This is a genomic window from Rothia sp. HMSC036D11 (genome assembly GCF_001814205.1).
GTDB classification, from domain to species: domain Bacteria; phylum Actinomycetota; class Actinomycetes; order Actinomycetales; family Micrococcaceae; genus Rothia; species Rothia dentocariosa.
In genome coordinates this window covers 1-19,053 of record NZ_KV815278.1, presented here as the reverse complement: position 1 = coordinate 19,053, position 19,053 = coordinate 1, and the positions used below count along the sequence as shown (strand labels likewise).

Below are 19,053 nucleotides of genomic sequence, written 5' to 3'. Positions count from 1 at the left end.
GACCGCACGGCATGCAGTCGCGCAGAGGCTACATCGCTCGGTACTGTACCTCGCCGCGCCCCTGAAGCATCGCCTCAATCACCTGTGCCACGCCGTCTTCCCCGAAGGGCGGGCAGGTGCGCCCCACCTTTTTAATCAACGCAGGCTCGCCGGATGCCATCGCATATCCGCGACCCGCCCAGCACAGCATTTCGGCATCGTTAGGCATATCGCCGAAGGCCATCACCTCATGCGCCTCAATACCGTGTCTTGCGGCAAATTGGGCGAGAGTGCGCCCCTTATTCACGGTCTTCGAGCCCATCTCGATCAGTGGCTCGCCCACAACCCCGCGCGTGACCGACACCAGCTCACCCACGGTCTGCGCTACACGCACATGCAGAATATCGGGGTCCATACCGGGCACCCGAACCAGGTATTTAATGATCGGAGTGTCGCCAAGCGCCACGAATGCCTCCGCTATAGAGGATTCAACCACGCGAGCGCCCTCAAGCACGTCTCCCCCGTCGTGCGGCCCCTGAATGTAGACGGTATCTACGGTTTCGAGAGTGTAGGTGACCTCGGGGAATATCGGTTCAAGCCGAGTGTGGGCACGCTCGATCACAGCGGGTTCGGCACCGTTAACCGTCTCTACTTCGTTGGCGCCCAGATGATACACCACGGCACCGTTCGAGCAAATGGCGTAGGAATCAAAATCGGTTTGTTCCCGCAGCGGGGTAAGCCAACGGCTCGGGCGCCCGGTTACGAACACGATGTCGATGCCCGCCGCACGCGCCGCCTCTAGGGCGTGCAGGGTGCGGGGGCGAAAACGAAAATCAGGCCCGATGAGCGTGCCGTCCAGATCGCTGGCGATGAGCTTAATCATGCGAGAATAAGCACCTAAGCCGCCGGTTCTGCGTAGGTGACGGTTAAGAAGGCGCGCGCGATGCCGTGGAAGAAGAGGTTGAAATTCACGACGGCAGGTGAGGTGTTCTCGTCTACCTCAAGTTCGGGTACGTCCACGGCAGTCACGCAGAATATGTAGCGGTGCGGCCCGTGCCCTGCTGGAGGTGCAGCACCCACGAATCCGGGGGTTCCGGCGTCGTTGCGATGCGCTATCGCCCCGGCGGGAAGCGCTGCGCCACCCTGACCGCCGACGATAGCGCCCGCGTTGGTCTCAAGCGCGGTGACCGATGCGGGGATGTTTGATACGGTCCAGTGCCAGAATCCGCTGGGGGTGGGCGCATCCGGGTCGTAGCAAGTGACAACGAAGGACTTGGTCTCTTCGGGGAATCCCGACCAGCTCAGCTGCGGAGACTGATCCTGCCCGCCAGGCACGCCGAAGAGAGCCGAGAGCATGGCGGTGGGCGCGGCGGCGCCGTTTTCAAGGTCGGTGGAGGTCAGGTTGAAGAGCGGCAGGTCGGGCAGCCCAGCGTAAGGTTCACGCGGCAGGGGTGCGGTGCCGAGGTTGTTAGTCACGGTAGTCCTCCTCGTTTGGTCGGGTGGCTGACTTAGCCGTTGAGCACGGCGTTAAGTTCTTCGCGGGTGGGCGGGTTCGCGCCGGAACGCGAGACGGTAATTCCCGCCGCCGTTGCGGAGAATCGTAGCAGATTTTGAATATCTTCGCGGGTGAGTGCGGCAAGTTTGCTGCGTGCTTGGGCACCGCTGATGCCTCTGTCGAGGAGCGCGGCGATCAGCGCCGCCATGAGCGAATCGCCCGCTCCTACAGTATCTGCAACCTCCACGCGATAGGCCGGTTCTTCAATCCCGTTGGGGTATGCACGGGTGTAGGCGATCGGCCCGCCTTCACCGCGGGTTATCACCATCAGCTCTACGCCGAGGTCGAGCCAGGCATGCGCGGTTTCTGCAAGGGAACGGTCAGGATATAGCCATGTCAAATCTTCGTCACTTGCCTTCACCACCGACGCGAGCGCAGCAAATTTTTCTGCCCAGCTCTGGGCGAGGGCACGGTCGCTAATAATGGTGGGACGGCAGTTTGGGTCGTAGCTGATGAGAGCGCTTTCGCGTGCCGCCGTGAGCGCTTGAGCAACCACGTGGGCGCCCGGTTCGAGCATCGCCCCGATAGAGCCGGTGTGCAGCGCTTCGCAGCTGGGGGCTAGGGCCAGAATGTCGTCGGCGTAGCTGTCGAGGCTCCAGTCGATATCGAATTCGTAGCGTGCCGCGCCGTCTTCCCCAATATATGCCTGCGCGGTTGAGGTTCGTGCGGCGCGCGGCTCGAAGGGTACCTGCACTTTGGATGCGCTCAGGTGCGCGGTGATGCTGGTGCCGTGTTCGTCGGTTCCGTAGTGGCCGATAAAACGGGTCTTGTGTCCTAGCCGCGCGGCGCCGACGGCAACGTTGAGGGGAGATCCGCCGGGGTAGGCGCGCATGGGGGCGTCGTTGCTGTGGACGACATCTACGAGTGCTTCACCGATGACAGTTAACATGTCTCAATTCTACTCAAGGTTGCCGCGCGGCGGAGTGTGTTTCTGTGTGTTATTCCCGTTGTTTTCGCTTCTTGTGTGAGGACTTGTGTGGGCTTTATTGGCTTCGGGCGTAGCGCATCGTGCAAAGCGTGCTAGATTTCACAGATTCGACGGCGTGAGGGAATAAAACCATTCGCCGCAGCGGTTAGACTTAAAGCAGAGTCGGTTGCGTGCGACCCGATGAATTGGGCATGCGCATCGGCACGAACAACAAATTCCGACGAAGACGTCCATTGAGGAAGAAGGTCAAGAGTGACGACTCCCGAAAACACTCACGAGCAGTGGATTGCCCGCGAAACCCAGGCTGAGGAGATGATTCCCCTCATCGGTAAGCTAAACCGCGAGAACGGTGTAGTTCTTAATATTCACGGTCGTAGCCTGGTCAATAAGTCCGTTATTCAGCTGTTGCGCCTGCATGATGGTGCCGCGAAGGTTGATGGAACCCCGCTGAACCCCGAGCATACGCTAGAGCTGGTTCAGGCGCTTTTTGACCTTAACCTTGGTCCCTGCTCGATCAACATTGCGGCTCTGCATCGCCAGCATGTTGATGCGGGTTCCCCTGACTTCTCCATGTGGCTGCCCGAGCAGGTTGGTGCTTCGGTTGGCAAGAAGGGCGAGACCGTCAAGCAGCAGGATGTGGTGCTCTACGGTTTCGGGCGCATTGGCCGTCTGTTGGCGCGTATTCTGCTGGAGCGTTCCTCATCGCTGGGTGCAAACCTGCGCCTGCGTGCCGTGGTGGTGCGCAAGAATACCGAAAACGACCTTGAGAAGCGGGCTTCTTTGCTGGCACGCGATTCGGTGCACGGTCCGTTCAAGGGAACTATTAAGGTAGACGCTGAGAACAACACCATTATTGCTAACGGTCTGCCGGTACGTTTCATCTACTCGTCAGATCCGACCACTGTGGATTACACCGAGTACGGTATTGAGGATGCGCTTCTGGTCGATAACACCGGCCGCTGGCGCGATGTTCCGGGGCTGACCCAGCACCTTGAGCGCCCCGGTATTTCCCGCGTTCTGCTGACCGCTCCCGGTAAGGGCGATATGAAGAATATTGTCTTCGGCGTGAACGATAGCATCATTACCGACGACGATAAGATTCTTTCGGCGGCATCCTGCACGACCAACGCGATTACCCCCGCGCTGAAGGTCCTTGATGACGTGTATGGTGTGGAACGCGGTCACGTGGAGACCGTGCACGCTTTCACGAATGATCAGAACCTGATCGATAACTTCCACAAGGGTGACCGTCGCGGCCGTTCGGCAGTGCTGAACATGGTGATTACCGAAACCGGCGCGGCGCGTGCCGTTTCTAAGGCACTCCCCCAGTTGGAGGGCAAGCTCACCGGTAACGCTATTCGCGTTCCCACCCCGGACGTTTCGATGGCCATTCTGAACGTGAATCTAGCTAAGCCCGCCGGGTCTAAGGATGAGCTGAACGAGGTCTTCCGTCAGGTTGCCCTCAACGGTGAACTTCGCCGCCAGATTGGTTACTCCGATTCGCATGAGGCCGTCTCCACCGACTTTGTGGGTTCCCGCAACGCGGGTGTGGTGGATGCGCTTGCCACCGTCGTCAGCGACGACTCGGCAATCCTGTACGTCTGGTACGACAACGAGTTCGGTTACTCCTGCCAGGTGGTACGCGTGCTGGAACGCATGGCTGGCGAAGAGGCACCGTCATACCCCACAAAATAGGGTTTGAGTAGTATATATAGCCGAATAGCTATATAACTTGATAAGAATATACGGGTGGTTCCCTGAAAATATATCAGGGAACCACCCGTATATTTTATGTACTGCCCTGCGAACAGAGCCACCTTTAAACCCCTGGTTTCACCACTTCGCGCGCATCGTAATTATGCCTTATTCTCCGTTAATACTTTCCGCAAACTGGCGATAGCATTTAGAGCAGCAGGGAATCCTGCATAGACCGCTATCTGAATCATCAGTTCCACAAGTTCGTCTTGAGTGCCGCCTACATTCAAGAAGCCGTTGATATGAACATGCAGCTGAGGCACGCACGTTCCTAAAGCGCTGCACGCAGCCACAGAGACCAGTTCGCGTTCCCACAGGCTCAGCCCGGGCCGAGAATAAACATCGCCAAATGAGTACTCGACAATGTAACGACCTAAATCTGGTGCAATATCTTGAAGCGATTCAACCACAGCTTCCCCGCCAGCTCCATCTACACGCTCAAGATACGAAGAACCTACCTCGAAACGCTTGGCAGGCTCGGTGCTATGCGTATCTAAGTTCACATCAATACCGCGTTCGGTGAAAACCTTACGAGCAACAGAGACGGCATTTAACGCAGCGGGGAAACCAGCGTATATGGTCACATGGATAAAAGTCTCGATAATCTGCTCAGGAGAACAGCCCACATTGAGGGCACCATTAATGTGGAATTCCAGCTGCGGAGCTGCATTCCCAAGTGCGGCCAGAGCAGATATGGTGATGAGCTGGCGAGACTGATCGGATAAACCTTCCCGATCAAAAACATCTGCATACCCAAACTCCACGACAAACCGTTCTAAGTCAGGCGAAAAAGAAGCTAAGCTATCAAGAATAGATCCGTGAGGGTTCTGTTCTACCCGGGCAAGTACCTCTTTCCCCCGCAGATAACGTTCATTGTTTTCAGCAGCCATAATCTTAACTACCTTTCTGGTGATGACATGATGCGATGGAGAAATCTGCATCCGATTCTATGCGGTCAGCTTTCACGTGATGCCGTCTGCTCAGGCATGCTTATGAGGGCATGCAGGCTTAAACCCTTACGCCCGACCGAAGACCTCGTTGAGGTGGGCAGTATAGTCAGCGAGATACTGTTCGACCTGCGGATTTTTAATCACATCATTGCAAATAAAGGTGGGTAATTGGGTAGTCCCCAAGAACTCATTGGCTTTATGAAAGTGCATATAGAGGGCATCTACCCCGAGTCCCTCGAAGAAGTCGCCCTCCCGGATAAAAGCTTCGCGAGGCGCGTTCCATGTCAGCGACAGCATATGCCGCCGCCCCTGAAGAAGACCGCCCGTGCCGTATCCTTCAGTGGGGTTGGCGCTGCTGCGACCATCATTAGCGTACAGGGTGCCCGCGCCGGTGGTAAACACCTCGTCCATATATTTTTTCACGGTCCACGGCTCATGCATCCACCAACCGGGCATCTGCCAGATGACCGCATCCATCCACTGGAATTTTTCTACTTCCTCGTGAGTATCGTACCCGTCGTCAATCACAGTTTCTCGCACATGATGACCGAGCGCCGATAACGTATCACGAGCGGTTTGATGCAGGGTGTGGTTCAGGCGACCCGCCGAGTGTCCAAATGCTTTACCGCCGTCGATCAAAAGAATATTCACTGTAATTCACTCCTTAAACTCAGCACCACGAGAATGGTTGGCTGTCTCCAACCGCTTGTTCCACAGTACAGGGCTGCTGCGCTGTGAATCAGCCCGTTTCTTGACATGCAACGGACTTCATTCCGGTCTGTTGTCAGTACATGTAACAGATAGGCGGTATTCCCACCCCGGGCAGGGTACAGAATACCGCCGTATCTACGCTATAGCAAGAGACCTTAAAATTACCGCTTACGGTAAATAACCCCGCGGTGGCCTTCTAGGGTGAGGGTGGCTGGTGCCGCGTTGTTTTGCGCATCTACGAGTCCCTGATCCTGCGGCACGCGTACCATCGTGGTGCGGTCGCTCGTATTCAGAGCCGCCCAGCCCTGCGTGAAAGCACGGGTCTGTACGCTGTCCTGAGCCTCAATCTCACCGGATGCAGCACCCAAGTCAAAGGACAGCTCGGGCGCGTTCGGAGTACCGTCATAAGCATCGTGCTGAGTTGCGTTGATACCGGTAAAGCGACCGCCTCCAAAAACCCAGAACCCAGCCAGACCATACAGCAGATTCTCATCCGTGCCGCTAATCGGCGATGTCGAGTACCCGTGCGGGGTGCGCAAAATCGTGACCTTAGGAAGGGACTGCTGGGTATTCACAGCGCCGTAGGCATCGCCCGAGCGGTCCTGCACCGCATTCAGCGTTACCAAGCCTTCGGCGCCGCGCCCAATATGGTTTCCCTGCATGGTGGCGTAGGCGCCGCTGAGGAATTCTTGTGCGCCCCAGCCGAGCCACACTTCCTCGAACCCGCCGCCGTAGGCACTGTGGCTTTCCCATTTGCCCCAGCGCAGGCGCGATTCGGCAATATTAGGCACCAGGATTTTGCCGATCTTATTCAGCTCAATACCGGCGAAGGAGATCAAGAAATCGAGATGCTGCCGAATCGTGGTGATGCTTTCAACGCCCTGAATCGGCAGGTTTAGTCCGTAATAATCATTCTCTACGTCGTTATCAGCCATCACGCCGTCAAAGGGCGAGTTACGCAGTTCTTCCACCACGGAGTGCACCCACTGCCAGCGGTAGTCGGCACTCCACACCGCCATCTGGTAGTGCTGCCAATAGCCCGACCACTCGATCAAAGAGCCGTCTAGGCGGCGGGCGAACAAATCCTTACCGGTTGTGTTCAGAAGATCTTGCGCATATTTATAAGAGACACCCGAAGAGTAAATGGGGCCTGGTTCATAGGCGCGACTGGAAGAAAGGCACTTATAGGCGAGCACCACCATATTAGGTGACTGCTCTTTGAGGTAGCGTGCCGCATCCAGCTCCCAGGGCTGCAGAATAGCTACCGCGTAGTTCTGCGCCGCAAAGGCCAGCTGCTCTTCCGATATAGGGTCTCCGCCGTATCGAATCCAGGCACCAAATTTTCCCGGAGTGCCGGCTCGTAGAGAATTATCGCTCATTCTTCAATCTGCTCCGTAACTCGCTGAGGTATTTTACCTAGCTTACGGTATATCTGGTCATAACGGTCCATAACCAGGCGAAGTTGGAAGAACTTTACAACTCGGTTGTAAGCGTTAACACAGTACCGCTCATAGATGCTGGGTTCCTCCATCATGGTGCGAAGCGCCTGCGTGAAGCCTTCAACATCGCCCGGAATGGTTAGAATACCGCAGTTACCTATTTCACTGCCATCCGAGGTGACCAGCACATCATCAATCAGCTGCGACATACCGCCCACGTCGGTACTCACCAGCGGAATGGATGCCGCCATCGCTTCCAGCGCCACAATGGGCTGACCTTCGTTGTAGCTGGGCATGAGCAGAACATCGAAGCGGTCCAGCATTTCACGCACCTTCACGGTGCCGTGGAAGGTAATGAAGTCACCCATATTGAGCTCTTCTATCGTGCGCACGCACAACTCATAGTATTCGGGCATGTGGTTCTTCGGTCCGAGCACATCCAGGTGGAAGTTGTCGAGCCCGGCATCACGCAGCAGCGCAAGCGACTTCACGAGGTCTGTGAGCCCCTTAATGGGCACCACACGCGCAATAAACACGAACCGCCACATGTGCCCGCGCCCCTCCGCCAGGATGCGCGCCCGGGCAGTCTGACGCCCCACATACGCCGGATACACGCTCTCGATAAGCATACCGTTCGGCAGCACGACCGCGCGGTCTTCTTCACCCTCGTTGTACTGGTCGATGGGCGCGCCGATGCCGCGCGCCTCCTCAATCGCCTTGGGGTACAGATAGGTCACCATATCGGCGCTGGGATAGCAGAAACGTCCCATTTCCAGGAACCAGACGCACCACGCGGTCTCTTCGAGCGTGACGGGACCCAGCTCGGGTTTATCGCGCGGCTCCTTCAGGAAGGCGTAATCCGTGGTGACGGGCTTGGCCATATTGCGTTCCAGCTTGGTGTTGATAGTATCGCGCACATACAGGTTGTGTTCGGTCAGCAGGAAGCTGGTGCCGTAATCGCGCGCACCCGCAGCGCCCAAAAGTGAGGCGTAGCCGGTGGTGTGGGCATGGTACACGCGGGCATAGGGCAGGCGCTCATGCAGCAGGGCGTACACGATAGAGACGAAGTTACGGATCTCCCAGAAGAGTTCGCCGAACGGAACCTGTGCGAGGAAGCCCCAGTTACCGACTGCCTCCATAAACTCGCGGGTGCCGGTGAGGGCGAAGAGTGAGTAGGTGCGGGTGCGGGGGTTAATTCCTTCATCGTAGAACGACCAGAGCGGGTTTACATCGCCGTGTATAAGAGCATCGAAAGCACTCATAAGTCTCGCCACCAGTTTCTTGCGTTGGCGACGATTCATCTTGAGGTTTTTCGGATTACATTCTTGGGCGAATTCTTCCTTATGCTCCTCTAGGCTCAGGTAGATCACCTTCACCCATTTGACGTTTTCGGGCATACCGTACAGGTCTTTAAGTTCCTGTTTACTATCCCAAGAAATATGAATAATCCCAAAGCTGATGCTCGGGTTTTCCACGATAATATCGTGAACCACTGCGGAAACCCCGCCCTTGAGGTAGGGGTAGGTCGATTCCATCACCAGCGCAACATCGACCTCAGGATAATCAGGGTCGGGTGTTCGGGGTCCCGGCGCGGGCAATTGCAGCGGGGCATAGTGGTTACGCATTGCGGTGTTTATCAATGTATATGACCTCTCATCTACCAGGCTAGGGCACGACGCCAGAAGAGTGAGTATTCGGGATTAGCCCAGGCACGACGGTAGAGTATCCACGTGACGAGGGCGAGAACTGCTTCGCCGATAATGATGGGCAGATAACCGCCATCGTTCGGGATGATTGAAAAGGCTACAGTGACGATCAGCAGGTGTACCGCACCGATAATGTGCACAGTCTTAAACATGGTCATGTATTCCAGCTGATAGATGAAGAGCGCCATAGCCAGGAACAACCATGCCACCGTCAGTCCCGCATAGGCGAGCGGGAAGGTGTTCGGTACGAAGATATACATCAGAATGCCCGTAATGACCGAGCAGATAACTGAGACAATCAACGTGTTGCGCACGGAAGCGTGAGAAATACGCACTACAGCGTGCGCCTCCGGCTCAATTTCATTGAAGGGAAGTTTATTGAAGAGGGTCCACAAACGCTGAATCGAGCCGTTCACGCGGTTAGACTCAACCACGAAGAAGTAGTTGTAGGCGATCACGCAGGGAACCAAGCTCATGTAGATGGCGATAACGTCGATCTTGCCGTTCGTCACCAAGAAGAGCACGTATTTATCAGCCCAGAGGATAGAACCGGTCAGCAGGCCGCGAATGACATCGCGGTAGGCGGCGCCTAGGGGAAGGCGGCTGAAATGGAACAGCTGCTTAATTTCACGCCCGATACCACTGAACAGAATGGCCGACCCCACCAGCGGAGGCAGGAACCACACGGTCGGCAAAGTCAGCAGAACAATCGTGTAGCCTACCCATGCGAAGAACCACAGCGGACGGTTTTTTGCCACGTTCGGCACAATAAGCAGCTGCGCATACGCAACGTTCAGCATACTCAAAAAGAGGAAGGATACCAGCGCCACCATATCCCAGTGCAGTACGAGCACCACGGGAATCGCGAAAAGGAACGCGATGGGCAGGCCCACCAGATAGAGGTAGCCCCAGTGGCGACTAAATGCCCTCAGCTCGCTAATATGCTGATATTTCGGGTCGGTATCGAGAGTAGCAAGAAGTTCTTGCGCCTCTTTGGATTTGTGATCCCGTTTGAGAATCGCCGCTTCTTCCTGAACCTCGCGGCGCGCATCCTCAACTTTCAGATGTTCGGATTCGAGGGCGCGGTAAATAGGCATGCATACCGCCTGGCTTAGCCAGGGAACCACGATGGACGCCGCCAGAATAATTTGGATAAGCGGCACCGACCCCACATAGTTCTTGCTAAGAATGGGGGTTACGAACGGGAATGCGACTGTTAGGAGTGCAACGGGAGATACATAGAGAAGAAAATTGTAGAGGAGTCTCCAACTCCAGCGGTTTTTCGGGATGTCTGCATGGTGGGAAGACAAGACGGGAACTTCTTTCAGCGCTATTCTCACCTAATGCCTATATGTATATTGCCCCTGTACCTGTGGTTTAAGGGCAGGGATGGGCTACGCGCAGGAAAAACTGCGCTGAACGACTAGGTGATCGGTTTTCGGGATTTCAACCCCTTGTATTGTATACGTGTAAACTATTTTTGACACGCAGCCCGCAACTGGGATTTATGCCACATACTCCCCGCTTTTTAAGGCAGGGCAAGCCGCATACATGCATCACAAGGTTTCACTACTACTTGAGTATAGCGGTACCGAACCAAGTTTGCGGGGTTTACCGTCAGATGTGCACAAAAATATCTCACGCGCCATGCGCTGAAATACTTAAAAATCCCTGATAAATAGCGGAATATTGGCTAAAAAATATTCTTCATCTTAATCAGCATCACACCGCGACACGACGACAAAAAGCTGTTCCCTGCCCCACCCACACGCGGGCGGAGAGGGAACAGCTTTTGTTATATCTTAAGAAGAGCTTTAGGACGCGCTCGACAGGGTTCGCAGCGCCACCGAGATCACGGCAAGGCGCGGGTGCGATGCGCTGTCGGGCTCAGCATTGCGGACCTCATCAAAGATACGGTCGATATTGCCCACACGGGTCGGGTGGTTCTTAATCCAGGAATCCAACGCCTGCAGAGCACCCTCAGGGTTGCTTGGTGCGTGGCCTGCGTCTTCCTCAGCCACCGACGTTGCAAGCTCTGCGGCAGTCTCGTAGAGGCTGCCGCGCAGGGCCTGGCGAGAGAGGGTCTCCCAACGGTCGTTACGGGGCAGCTCGCTAATGAGACCGAGCAGTTCATCAACCTTGAAGCGGTCGTAGGTTGCGAAGTAAATCGGCGCCAGCTCAACCGCCTTGAAGTCGTTATCGCGTGCAGAACGAATAACATCCAGGAGGGCGTAACCTTCGAAGCCGCGAATCCAGATGACGATGAGTTCTTCGGGAAGACCCCAAGCCTCGCCAGCATCGCGCTTGGAACGAACCCGTGCGCGGGAAACATCCGAGAGGTACGCGGGCAGGTTCTTGCGAAGCTCCACCACATCGCCAAAGCGTTCCAGCAGGGAGCTGATCGGATTGCCCGCAACCACACCGCGCTCGGCGATAAACCAACGCACCACGCGGTCAAGAACGCGCTGATCATCATGCAGCACGGTGTTCCACGCATCCAGGGAGGTATGTGCGGGCAGTTCGCGGTGCAGCTTCGCGGCCTTACCCAGCTCGAAGAGCTCGCGGGCGATGATAAAGGCGCGGGCGACCGCATCCACCCCAACGCTGGTTTCTTCGACCGCACGGTAAGCGAAGGTGATGCCGCCCAGGTTCACCATCTCGTTGGCAACGCGGGTGCAGATAATCTCCTTGCGCAGCGGGTGCGAATTCAGATAATCGCCGAAACGCTCCACCAGAGGTGCCGGGAAGTATTCGCGCAGCAGACCCTCCAGGTAGGGGTCGTCCGCGAAGTCGGTCTCTTCCAGTGCGTGCGTGAGGTAAATCTTCACGTAGGCGGCCAGCACGGAAAGCTCGGGGCGGGTCAGCATCTCGCCGGTGGTGTCAAACCGTGCCTGCAGTTCCTTATCCGTGGGCAGGAACTCGACGGTACGGTTCAGACCGGCGTGCTTTTCGAGATCGCGCATCAGACGCTTGTAGACGTCAATGCCCAACGTGCCGTAGTTGAACTCGCCCTGCAGCAGAACATTCTGCTCAACGTTGGTTTCAAGAACCTTGGCGCCAACTTCGTCCCGCAGGGATTCGATGAACGATGCGCGCTCATCCGGGGCAAGCTCGCCGCGTGCCACCAGTCGGTCCACCAGAATCTTGATGTTCACCTCGCGGTCACTGGTTTCCACACCTGCGGAGTTGTCGATGGCGTCGGTATTGATGATGACTCCGTTGCGTGCAGCCTCCACGCGGCCCAGCTGGGTGAAGCCGAGGTTGCCGCCCTCGCCTACGATCTTGGCGCGCAGCTCGTTGCCGTTCACGCGCAGGGCGTCGTTTGCCTTATCGCCCACCTGCGCGTTCGTTTCGGTGGATGCCTTCACGTAGGTGCCGATACCGCCGTTGTAGAGCAGATCAACCGGAGCCTTCAGGATCGCGGAAAGCAGTTCAGAGGGTGCCAGCTCGGTAACATCGTCCTCAAGACCCAGTACCTCGCGCACCTGCGGGGTGATCTCAATGGACTTCAAACCGCGCGAGTACACGCCGCCGCCCTCAGAAATCAGCTCGCGGCTGTAATCTTGCCACGAAGAACGTGGCAGCTTGTACAGGCGCACGCGCTCCTCGAAGGATACGGCGGGGTCCGGGGTCGGATCCAGGAAAATATCGCGATGATCGAAGGCGGCGACCAGGCGGGTTTTCTCGGAGCGCATCAGACCGTTGCCGAAGACGTCGCCGGACATATCGCCAATACCCACAGCGGTGAATTCTTCGCTCTGGCAGTCGTGACCGAGCTCGGCAAAGTGACGTTTGACGGATTCCCACGCGCCGCGGGCGGTAATGCCCATCGCCTTGTGGTCGTAGCCAACCGAGCCGCCGGATGCGAACGCATCGCCCAGCCAGAACCCATACTCGGCGCTGATCGCGTTTGCAGTATCCGAGAATGCGGCAGTCCCCTTATCGGCGGCAACCACCAGGTAGTAGTCGTCACCGTCGCGGGCGATCACGCCCTCAGGGCGTACTACGGTTTCGGTGCCGTCGGTAGCAACGGAGAGGTTATCGGTCACATCCAGCAGGGAGCGGATAAAGACCTTGTAGGATTCGCGACCCTCGGTAATCCAGGCGTCGCGGTCCACGGCGGGATCGGGCAGCTGCTTGGGATAGAAACCACCCTTGGCACCGGTCGGAATAATAACGGCATTCTTGACCATCTGCGCCTTGACCAGGCCCAACACCTCGGTGCGGAAGTCGTCGCGGCGGTCGGACCAGCGCAGACCGCCACGCGCCACATTGCCGAAGCGCAGGTGCACACCCTCCACACGCGGGGAGTACACGAAAATCTCGAACTTGGGGTGCGGCAGAGGCGCAAAATCGATCTGCTCGGGCGCAATCTTGAACGCAAGCGCTTCTCGACCCAAGTATGCGTTGGTGCGCAGAATAGCTTTGAGAATTTTCAGGAGCGAGCGCAGGTAGCGGTCGGCATCCAGGGTTGGAATCTTGTTGAGTTCTTCGCGAATCTGTTCCAGGATTTCTTCGCGTTGAGCTTCGCGCTGCTCGTCGGTAAGCCCGTTGTTCGGGTCGAAGCTGGTGTGGAAGAACTGGACGTAGAGCTTTGCGATCTGCGGGTACGCCATCAACGTATTTGACATGAACGACGGCGTGTAGCCCAGGCCCAGCTGAATCAGGTAGTGGTTGAAGGCGCGGAATAAGCGAACTTCTTTCCAGGTGAGCCCGTGGGCCAGGATAAGCCGGTCCAGGGTGTCGGAGTCACGTTCTCCCAACAGATAAGCGTTGAGCGCATCCTCGTAAAGCGTTGCGACAGCGTGCGGGTCTACACCTTCGGGGAACTGCACACCAAAGTCGTACAGGTATCCGTAGTCCTGCCCATCTTCGGGCGCGAACTCGTAGGGCCTTTGGTCAACGACGACCAGTCCCATATTCTGCATCACCGGTAGCAGCTCGGTGAGGGTATGCGGTGCTGACAGGTAGGTCTTCAGACGGGTGGTAGCTAAGTCGCCGGTCTCGACTTTGATAGCGGCGGGCCTCTGGGTATCGCCCGAGAGAGATTCAAAAATCACAATATCCTCGATCGCGTTTTCTACTTCGTAGTCGGCGCGGTAGGTTGCTGGCGCGGCTTCCGCCCAGGCGGAGGCGAGCCGGCGTCCTTCTGCACCGGGTTTCCAACCCTCAAGCGCGGCGGCGGTAGCCTCTCCCCAGGAGCGGGTAGCGGCTTGCAGGCGCTTCTCAAGGGCGCTTACATCAACATCCGGCACGACGTTCGGGTCGGCGAGCCGGATGCGGAAAAACACACGCGCCAGCGACGATGCCGAGAGGTAAATCTGGTAGTCGATGGCGGTTAAATCAAATTCTTCGCGGAATACCTGCTGGATGCGGGTGCGCACAGAGGTGTTGTACCGATCGCGCGGCAGATACACCACCGCAGAGATAAACCGTGCGAACTGGTCGGGGCGCAGGAAAAGACGGGTCTTGCGCCGTTCCTCCAGACCCATAATGCCGCGGAAAGTTTCGGTGAGCGTATTCACCGTGGCGTGCATGAGCTCAAGGCGCGGGTAGTCTTCGATGAAGCCGATGAGCATCTTATCGGAGTAAGAGCCGGGGTGGAATCCCAGGCGACGGCGCACCATGGCGATACGTTCGCGAATGAGCGGGGTTTCTATGGCTGGCAGAGAGTATGCCTGGCGGGTAAACAGCCCCAGAATCACGTATTCGCCAACCACGCGCCCACTCGCGTTGAAGCGGCGCACCCCAATGTAGTCGAGGTAGTCGGTGCTCTGAATGGTGGAGCGGGTGTTCGCCTTCGTAATGTAGAGTGGGCGCGGCCTGAGCGCGCGGGCGAGGGTGTCGTTTTCCAGCCGGATGCGGTGCTGCCCTTCGGTGGACCGCAGGATACCCAACGCCGAGTGAGGGCGGTCTGCCAGTTCGAGTACCCCCGAGGAGCCGTCGAGCAGGCGCTCTTTGATACCCATGAAGAGGAAGTTACCGCGGGCGAGCCAGCGCAAAAAGTCCTGTGCGATTTCAATACGTGAGGAAGGTTCGTTACCGCCGGGATGCGCGGTGAAAGATTCTTCGCCTTCGCCGAGGGTTATGCCGCGCAGCGCATCCAGGGATTCGGCGATGGTATTCACGCGCTCGGCCATGGCTTCGGCATCAGTTTCGCAGGCTTTAATATCGTCGAGGATTTTCAGGGCGGTAGCGCGCAGGCGTTCGCTGTCTTCGTCGTTGAGCTTGCGGGTGAGGCGAATCGCGATCCAAGACTCGATCATGGGATGCGCCGTGAGCTTGCCGTCCTTCGCTGAGAGCACGGGCAACCCGTAGGTTGCCGTATCGCCACTGGCAAGGTTACTGGCGCGACCGGCGCCGCGTGCCGAGAGAAGTTTTCCGTTGGGGTCGCGATCCACGATGAAGATGGGGTGGAAGAGCGAGTAGACGCCGCCGAAGTCTGAGGCGATTTCGGCGGTGAGGGAACTGACGAGGTATCCCATATCGTCGGTGACGACGAGCAGCGTGGTGGAGTATTCGTCGTTATGCACGGTGACCGCAGGGGTTTTGGGTTCGCGCGTCTCAGCGAGCGCACGGTGCGCTCGCGCTAACTCTTCTAGTTCTTCCGTTGAGAAGACTTCTCGGTCTTCAACGGGGCTGTTCTGGTAATACTGTTCAATCCACGCATCATCGCCAGACCAGCGTTTCATAGCGTTGTCATTCACTGACAAGGTATGCCTCCGAAGTTTGTATCACTTCTCTGTGACGTTCTGTCTGTGTTTTATACGGCGTTGTGTGTAATCTCTTCCTAGCTTATACCCTGTACACCGGTGCAGGCTTCCATTTTAGGGAAATCCGGCAGGAAAATATTTTTATTGCGGAGATAAATCACATATGCTTCCGCTCTGAGCAATATTTGAAGCTTTTCGCGTTGTTTTTGAGGCATTAAACCCGTATTCGTAGCATTTGCGTGCATTCCGGCGCCTGTCGTGTTTTTAACCGGAAAGCTGCATGCGTTGAGGGGCTTTATTACGAGCGCGTGGCATGAACACAGTTCCGGGAGCGATGGTTTACCTTTGAGAGTGCATCCTTCAAAGCCTTAACCATCGCCCCCGGAATTTTTATCTATCTTCCCGTCTGGTTTTATTCCCCGTATGGTTCATGCCTGAAGACGAACTTTCCGATGGTTTTACCGGCACGAAGCCGTTCTAAAGCCTGGGCGCCGTCGCGAATATCGACTTCCTCCTGAATAGGCACCGTCACCTCGCCGGATGCAACCAACGCCAAAGCGCGGCGCAGATAGGCAGTAGAAATATCGGGGTAGGCATTGGAGAGCAGCCCGATGTTGAAGCCCATCATGCTGATACCGTCGAACCAGAAGGTATTGGTGCCCACCGTCTGATCCCCGTCTTGAGCGGCGTTGCCCACCACGATCAGTCGCCCCTCAAAACGCAGAAGTTTAAGGAGTTCGGGGCGGTCGCGTCCAGAAACCGGGTCGATAATCACGTCGAATTGCCGCCCGCTCTTATCCGCAAGTTCATCGCGCAGCCATACCTCGTCGTAGCCGAGGTCGAGGGCGAGTCGGCGTTTTTCTTCGGTGCTGACAATGCCGACCACCTTTCCGGCGCCCATGAGCTTGGCGACCTGCCCGAATTGCGTGCCCAGACCGCCCATAGCGGCCTGCACCAGCACATGTTCGCCGGGCTGCAGACGCGCTGTGCGTTCGAGCGCCGCAAGGGCGGTAGGGGTATTAGCAGGAACGACCGCCGCCAATGCCGGGTTCATGCCCGCAGGCAGGGGTGCCACAAGGTTTGCCTGCGCCAGGCAGATTTGACCGAAGCCGCCTCCTGAACCTAGCAGGGTCAGCGGAGCCGCAACCTTGTCTCCCACGCGCAGACCGGTTACTCCTTCACCGAGGGCATGGATGCGCCCCGCGGCTTCGATACCCGGTGCCCAAGGAAGCGGCAGCTCCGCCATGCCTTCGGCGAGAAGCGCATCGACATACCCGACTCCCGCGTATTCTGCGCGAATGGTAACCTGCCCGGGGCCTGGGGTGGGTTCGGGCACGTCCTGGTACTGCAGCCCGTCGATGCCGGTGTACTGCGTGATATTGAGGGCTTTCATGAGATTATCCTTTCTATAGCAGATGCCTTAATAGTAACAGCTATCTGTTATAGAAGATACAAAAACGCATCTCTCACACAAAGAATGGGTGCTGACAGCAATACACTCGAATATACTCGCCCGTAAAGCGGGAGCATTTTCTTCATACGGGAGCGGCTTAAGCCGCTCCCGTATGAAGAAAATGCTCCCGAAATTTCTACGCACCCGAATACCCGAAATAGCGCTGCTTCTAGCGGCAGCGAGCCCTCGCTCAAATTACGCCTGCGCCACGGTAAGCGGATGCGCATCCAAGTAAATCACCAAAAGCTCTTCGGTCACGTCAAGTTCATAGGCAAGCGCGGGCAGATTATCCGGGTAAAAGGCGGCGGCGCGGCGCAGATCCCCCGGGTCGATCAGATTTTCTGCGGCCAGCAGGTCGCAGCTGCGTTCGCGGCGGGCGCTATAGGATGCATCCCAGGCGTCGTGCTCGTCTCCGCGCACGGCGTGCACGAGTTCGTGGGCGAGCACGGAGCGTTCTTGCCGGGTGCGCATTCCTTCGCGCAGGGTAATAGTGCGGCTGGCGTGGTCGTAGCGGCCGAGCATTCCGTGCCCGGGCGCTCCCCAGATAATATCGACCCCGAGCGTGTGTGCGTGAGTGTAGGGATCGTAGCTAGGCACCAAAGAATCCCTCCTCACTGTCGTAGATTTCGCCGCGCTTTGCAGCTAGGGCGTAGTCCTCTGCCGTGTATTTGCGCTCCCCTTCGCTGAGTGAACCGCTCGCGGCACTCGCGACTGCTCGCCCAGTTTGCGCGGATGCGGCGGCAGGTGCCTCCACGGGGGTGGCGGGAGGCACTGTGGCACGCACCGACTGTTCCCGAGTTTGCACCGCCGTCATGCGGCGCAGCACCTCGCCCATTAAGTCTTCGTTGGAAACATCGCGAATAGACCCGCCCACCCGCAAAGATTTGGCGCGTGTGGTGGTGATAAGCCCGCTTTCAACCATGAGGTCGAGCAGGTCAAGCCCGAAACGGTCGGCTATCTTGACGAGGGTTTCTACATCCATCACTCCAGCACCCGAGAATCGCCGCTGAATAGCGTTGGGGTTCATACCGAGTTCGGCGGCGAGCGCCCGCTGGGAGAGTCCTGTCTTGTATTTGATGTAGTCACCGATAGCCATGCCACCAGTCTAGCAGACTGATTTATTTTTCGGGTCATAAATATTACAAAGTCATGCATTCTGCCCGAAATTCCAGGGTTTTCACTGTATTTTGCATTAATAATTCAATCAAAACGCATGACTTTCTCTTTCGTTTCGGGTATGCTGTCACAAGGTCCCACAGCATACCCCTCTAAATAGAACCTGCCGCCCGCCGCCGCATCTCAACCAGCAGAAAGGACGAACTATGACACGCACACAAAAACCGCGCCAGCAAAAACAACGAGCAGTTCAGCGGTTCAACTGGTTTAAGCATCTCAACGCGATCATTCCTGCGGTAGCCACTCTTCTGCAGGTGTACGGCCTGCTCAGCCAAGAGCAGGCGAGCGCCTGGGCTGCGCTGGCACTAACCATTATCAGGTTGTGGTTAAACTGGCACACAGAACGGACCTCGCACGCAGCTGAGGGCACCTCACATTCCGCGTCACAACGCAGGTAATACGTGCATCCTCCAAAACCGGCAAAAAACGCCCCGGTATTCTGCCGCTGTTAGAGAAGATGCACAACAGGAAGGCATCTAAAATCTGTCCGAGATTTTAGATCCTGAGCTTTCTCAGGCTAGAAGTTCCCGCAGATTCCCCGCCTCTACAGGGGAGCCTGCGGGAGCTTTATCCGTCTTAAACATGCTTCCGATAGGTAAACTCTTATACTCGCGGTAGCATGAGTAGCAGACTACCCTACGAAGACGGAGATCCTATGCGTACCCCTCGTACCAGCATCATCATGCCG

14 protein-coding genes are annotated in these 19,053 nt (G+C 57.0%); 2 read left to right on the top strand and 12 right to left on the bottom strand.

What is annotated here, in order from left to right; genetic code table 11:
• Window positions 1–28: 28 nt before the first annotated feature.
• The 3 genes from HMPREF2958_RS02195 to HMPREF2958_RS02185 are packed head-to-tail and all read right to left on the bottom strand — an operon-like array spanning window position 29 to window position 2,423.
• Window positions 29–862: an HAD-IIB family hydrolase gene (locus HMPREF2958_RS02195; protein ID WP_070696171.1), complete on the bottom strand. Its 834-nt coding sequence runs from the start codon at window positions 860–862 to the stop codon at window positions 29–31.
• 14 nt (window positions 863–876) lie between these two features.
• Window positions 877–1,455 (bottom strand): YbhB/YbcL family Raf kinase inhibitor-like protein, encoded by a 579-nt coding sequence (locus HMPREF2958_RS02190; protein ID WP_080972601.1) that lies wholly within the window; start codon window positions 1,453–1,455, stop codon window positions 877–879.
• 32 nt (window positions 1,456–1,487) lie between these two features.
• The gene (locus tag HMPREF2958_RS02185; RefSeq protein ID WP_070696169.1) at window positions 1,488–2,423 is read right to left on the bottom strand and encodes a carbohydrate kinase family protein; all 936 of its coding nucleotides are present in this window, start codon (window positions 2,421–2,423) and stop codon (window positions 1,488–1,490) included.
• 291 nt (window positions 2,424–2,714) lie between these two features.
• Between HMPREF2958_RS02185 and HMPREF2958_RS02180 the strand changes: the two genes are divergently transcribed.
• Window positions 2,715–4,157: a glyceraldehyde-3-phosphate dehydrogenase gene (locus HMPREF2958_RS02180; RefSeq protein WP_070696168.1), complete on the top strand. Its 1,443-nt coding sequence runs from the start codon at window positions 2,715–2,717 to the stop codon at window positions 4,155–4,157.
• Window positions 4,158–4,318: 161 nt separating this feature from the next.
• On the opposite strand, the gene HMPREF2958_RS02175 is transcribed toward HMPREF2958_RS02180, so the two are convergent.
• From HMPREF2958_RS02175 to HMPREF2958_RS02135, 9 genes are all read right to left on the bottom strand, one after another.
• Complete coding sequence (locus HMPREF2958_RS02175) at window positions 4,319–5,107, bottom strand: carboxymuconolactone decarboxylase family protein (protein ID WP_070696166.1); 789 nt, start codon at window positions 5,105–5,107, stop codon at window positions 4,319–4,321.
• A 126-nt stretch (window positions 5,108–5,233) separates the two neighbouring features.
• Window positions 5,234–5,818: an NAD(P)H-dependent oxidoreductase gene (locus tag HMPREF2958_RS02170; RefSeq protein WP_070696163.1), complete on the bottom strand. Its 585-nt coding sequence runs from the start codon at window positions 5,816–5,818 to the stop codon at window positions 5,234–5,236.
• A 221-nt stretch (window positions 5,819–6,039) separates the two neighbouring features.
• Window positions 6,040–7,257, bottom strand: coding sequence for a putative glycoside hydrolase (locus HMPREF2958_RS02165; RefSeq protein WP_070696161.1), 1,218 nt, complete (start codon window positions 7,255–7,257; stop codon window positions 6,040–6,042).
• Window positions 7,254–8,942 (bottom strand): GT4 family glycosyltransferase PelF, encoded by a 1,689-nt coding sequence (gene pelF, locus HMPREF2958_RS02160; RefSeq protein WP_048755385.1) that lies wholly within the window; start codon window positions 8,940–8,942, stop codon window positions 7,254–7,256. Before pelF ends, HMPREF2958_RS02165 begins: the two co-directional genes overlap by 4 nt.
• 32 nt (window positions 8,943–8,974) lie before the next feature.
• Complete coding sequence (locus HMPREF2958_RS02155; RefSeq protein ID WP_246827992.1) at window positions 8,975–10,333, bottom strand: hypothetical protein; 1,359 nt, start codon at window positions 10,331–10,333, stop codon at window positions 8,975–8,977.
• Between the two features lie 504 nt (window positions 10,334–10,837).
• On the bottom strand, window positions 10,838–15,715 hold the full coding sequence (locus HMPREF2958_RS02150; protein ID WP_246827991.1) for an NAD-glutamate dehydrogenase: 4,878 nt from the start codon (window positions 15,713–15,715) through the stop codon (window positions 10,838–10,840).
• Between the two features lie 433 nt (window positions 15,716–16,148).
• A complete protein-coding gene (locus HMPREF2958_RS02145; RefSeq protein WP_070696155.1) occupies window positions 16,149–17,129 on the bottom strand; it encodes a quinone oxidoreductase family protein in 981 nt (326 codons plus the stop codon).
• Window positions 17,130–17,384: 255 nt separating this feature from the next.
• Entirely contained in the window at window positions 17,385–17,786 is a 402-nt protein-coding gene (locus HMPREF2958_RS02140; RefSeq protein ID WP_070696153.1) for an ImmA/IrrE family metallo-endopeptidase, read from the bottom strand.
• Window positions 17,779–18,285, bottom strand: coding sequence for a helix-turn-helix domain-containing protein (locus HMPREF2958_RS02135; RefSeq protein WP_070696151.1), 507 nt, complete (start codon window positions 18,283–18,285; stop codon window positions 17,779–17,781). Before HMPREF2958_RS02135 ends, HMPREF2958_RS02140 begins: the two co-directional genes overlap by 8 nt.
• 226 nt (window positions 18,286–18,511) lie before the next feature.
• Here HMPREF2958_RS02135 and HMPREF2958_RS02130 point away from each other — a divergent pair, with 226 nt between their 5' ends.
• Complete coding sequence (locus HMPREF2958_RS02130) at window positions 18,512–18,763, top strand: hypothetical protein (RefSeq protein WP_070696149.1); 252 nt, start codon at window positions 18,512–18,514, stop codon at window positions 18,761–18,763.
• Window positions 18,764–19,053: the final 290 nt, after the last annotated feature.

Bases quoted from the DNA above. Each gene is read 5' to 3' on its own strand.
- pelF (WP_048755385.1), bottom strand. From the start codon at position 8,942: ATGCGTAACCACTATGCCCCGCTGCAATTGCCCGCGCCGGGACCCCGA.
- HMPREF2958_RS02185 (WP_070696169.1), bottom strand. From the start codon at position 2,423: ATGTTAACTGTCATCGGTGAAGCACTCGTAGATGTCGTCCACAGCAAC.
- HMPREF2958_RS02195 (WP_070696171.1), bottom strand. From the start codon at position 862: ATGATTAAGCTCATCGCCAGCGATCTGGACGGCACGCTCATCGGGCCT.
- HMPREF2958_RS02130 (WP_070696149.1), top strand. From the start codon at position 18,512: ATGACACGCACACAAAAACCGCGCCAGCAAAAACAACGAGCAGTTCAG.
- HMPREF2958_RS02135 (WP_070696151.1), bottom strand. From the start codon at position 18,285: ATGGCTATCGGTGACTACATCAAATACAAGACAGGACTCTCCCAGCGG.
- HMPREF2958_RS02150 (WP_246827991.1), bottom strand. From the start codon at position 15,715: ATGAAACGCTGGTCTGGCGATGATGCGTGGATTGAACAGTATTACCAG.
- HMPREF2958_RS02145 (WP_070696155.1), bottom strand. From the start codon at position 17,129: ATGAAAGCCCTCAATATCACGCAGTACACCGGCATCGACGGGCTGCAG.
- HMPREF2958_RS02175 (WP_070696166.1), bottom strand. From the start codon at position 5,107: ATGGCTGCTGAAAACAATGAACGTTATCTGCGGGGGAAAGAGGTACTT.
- HMPREF2958_RS02165 (WP_070696161.1), bottom strand. From the start codon at position 7,257: ATGAGCGATAATTCTCTACGAGCCGGCACTCCGGGAAAATTTGGTGCC.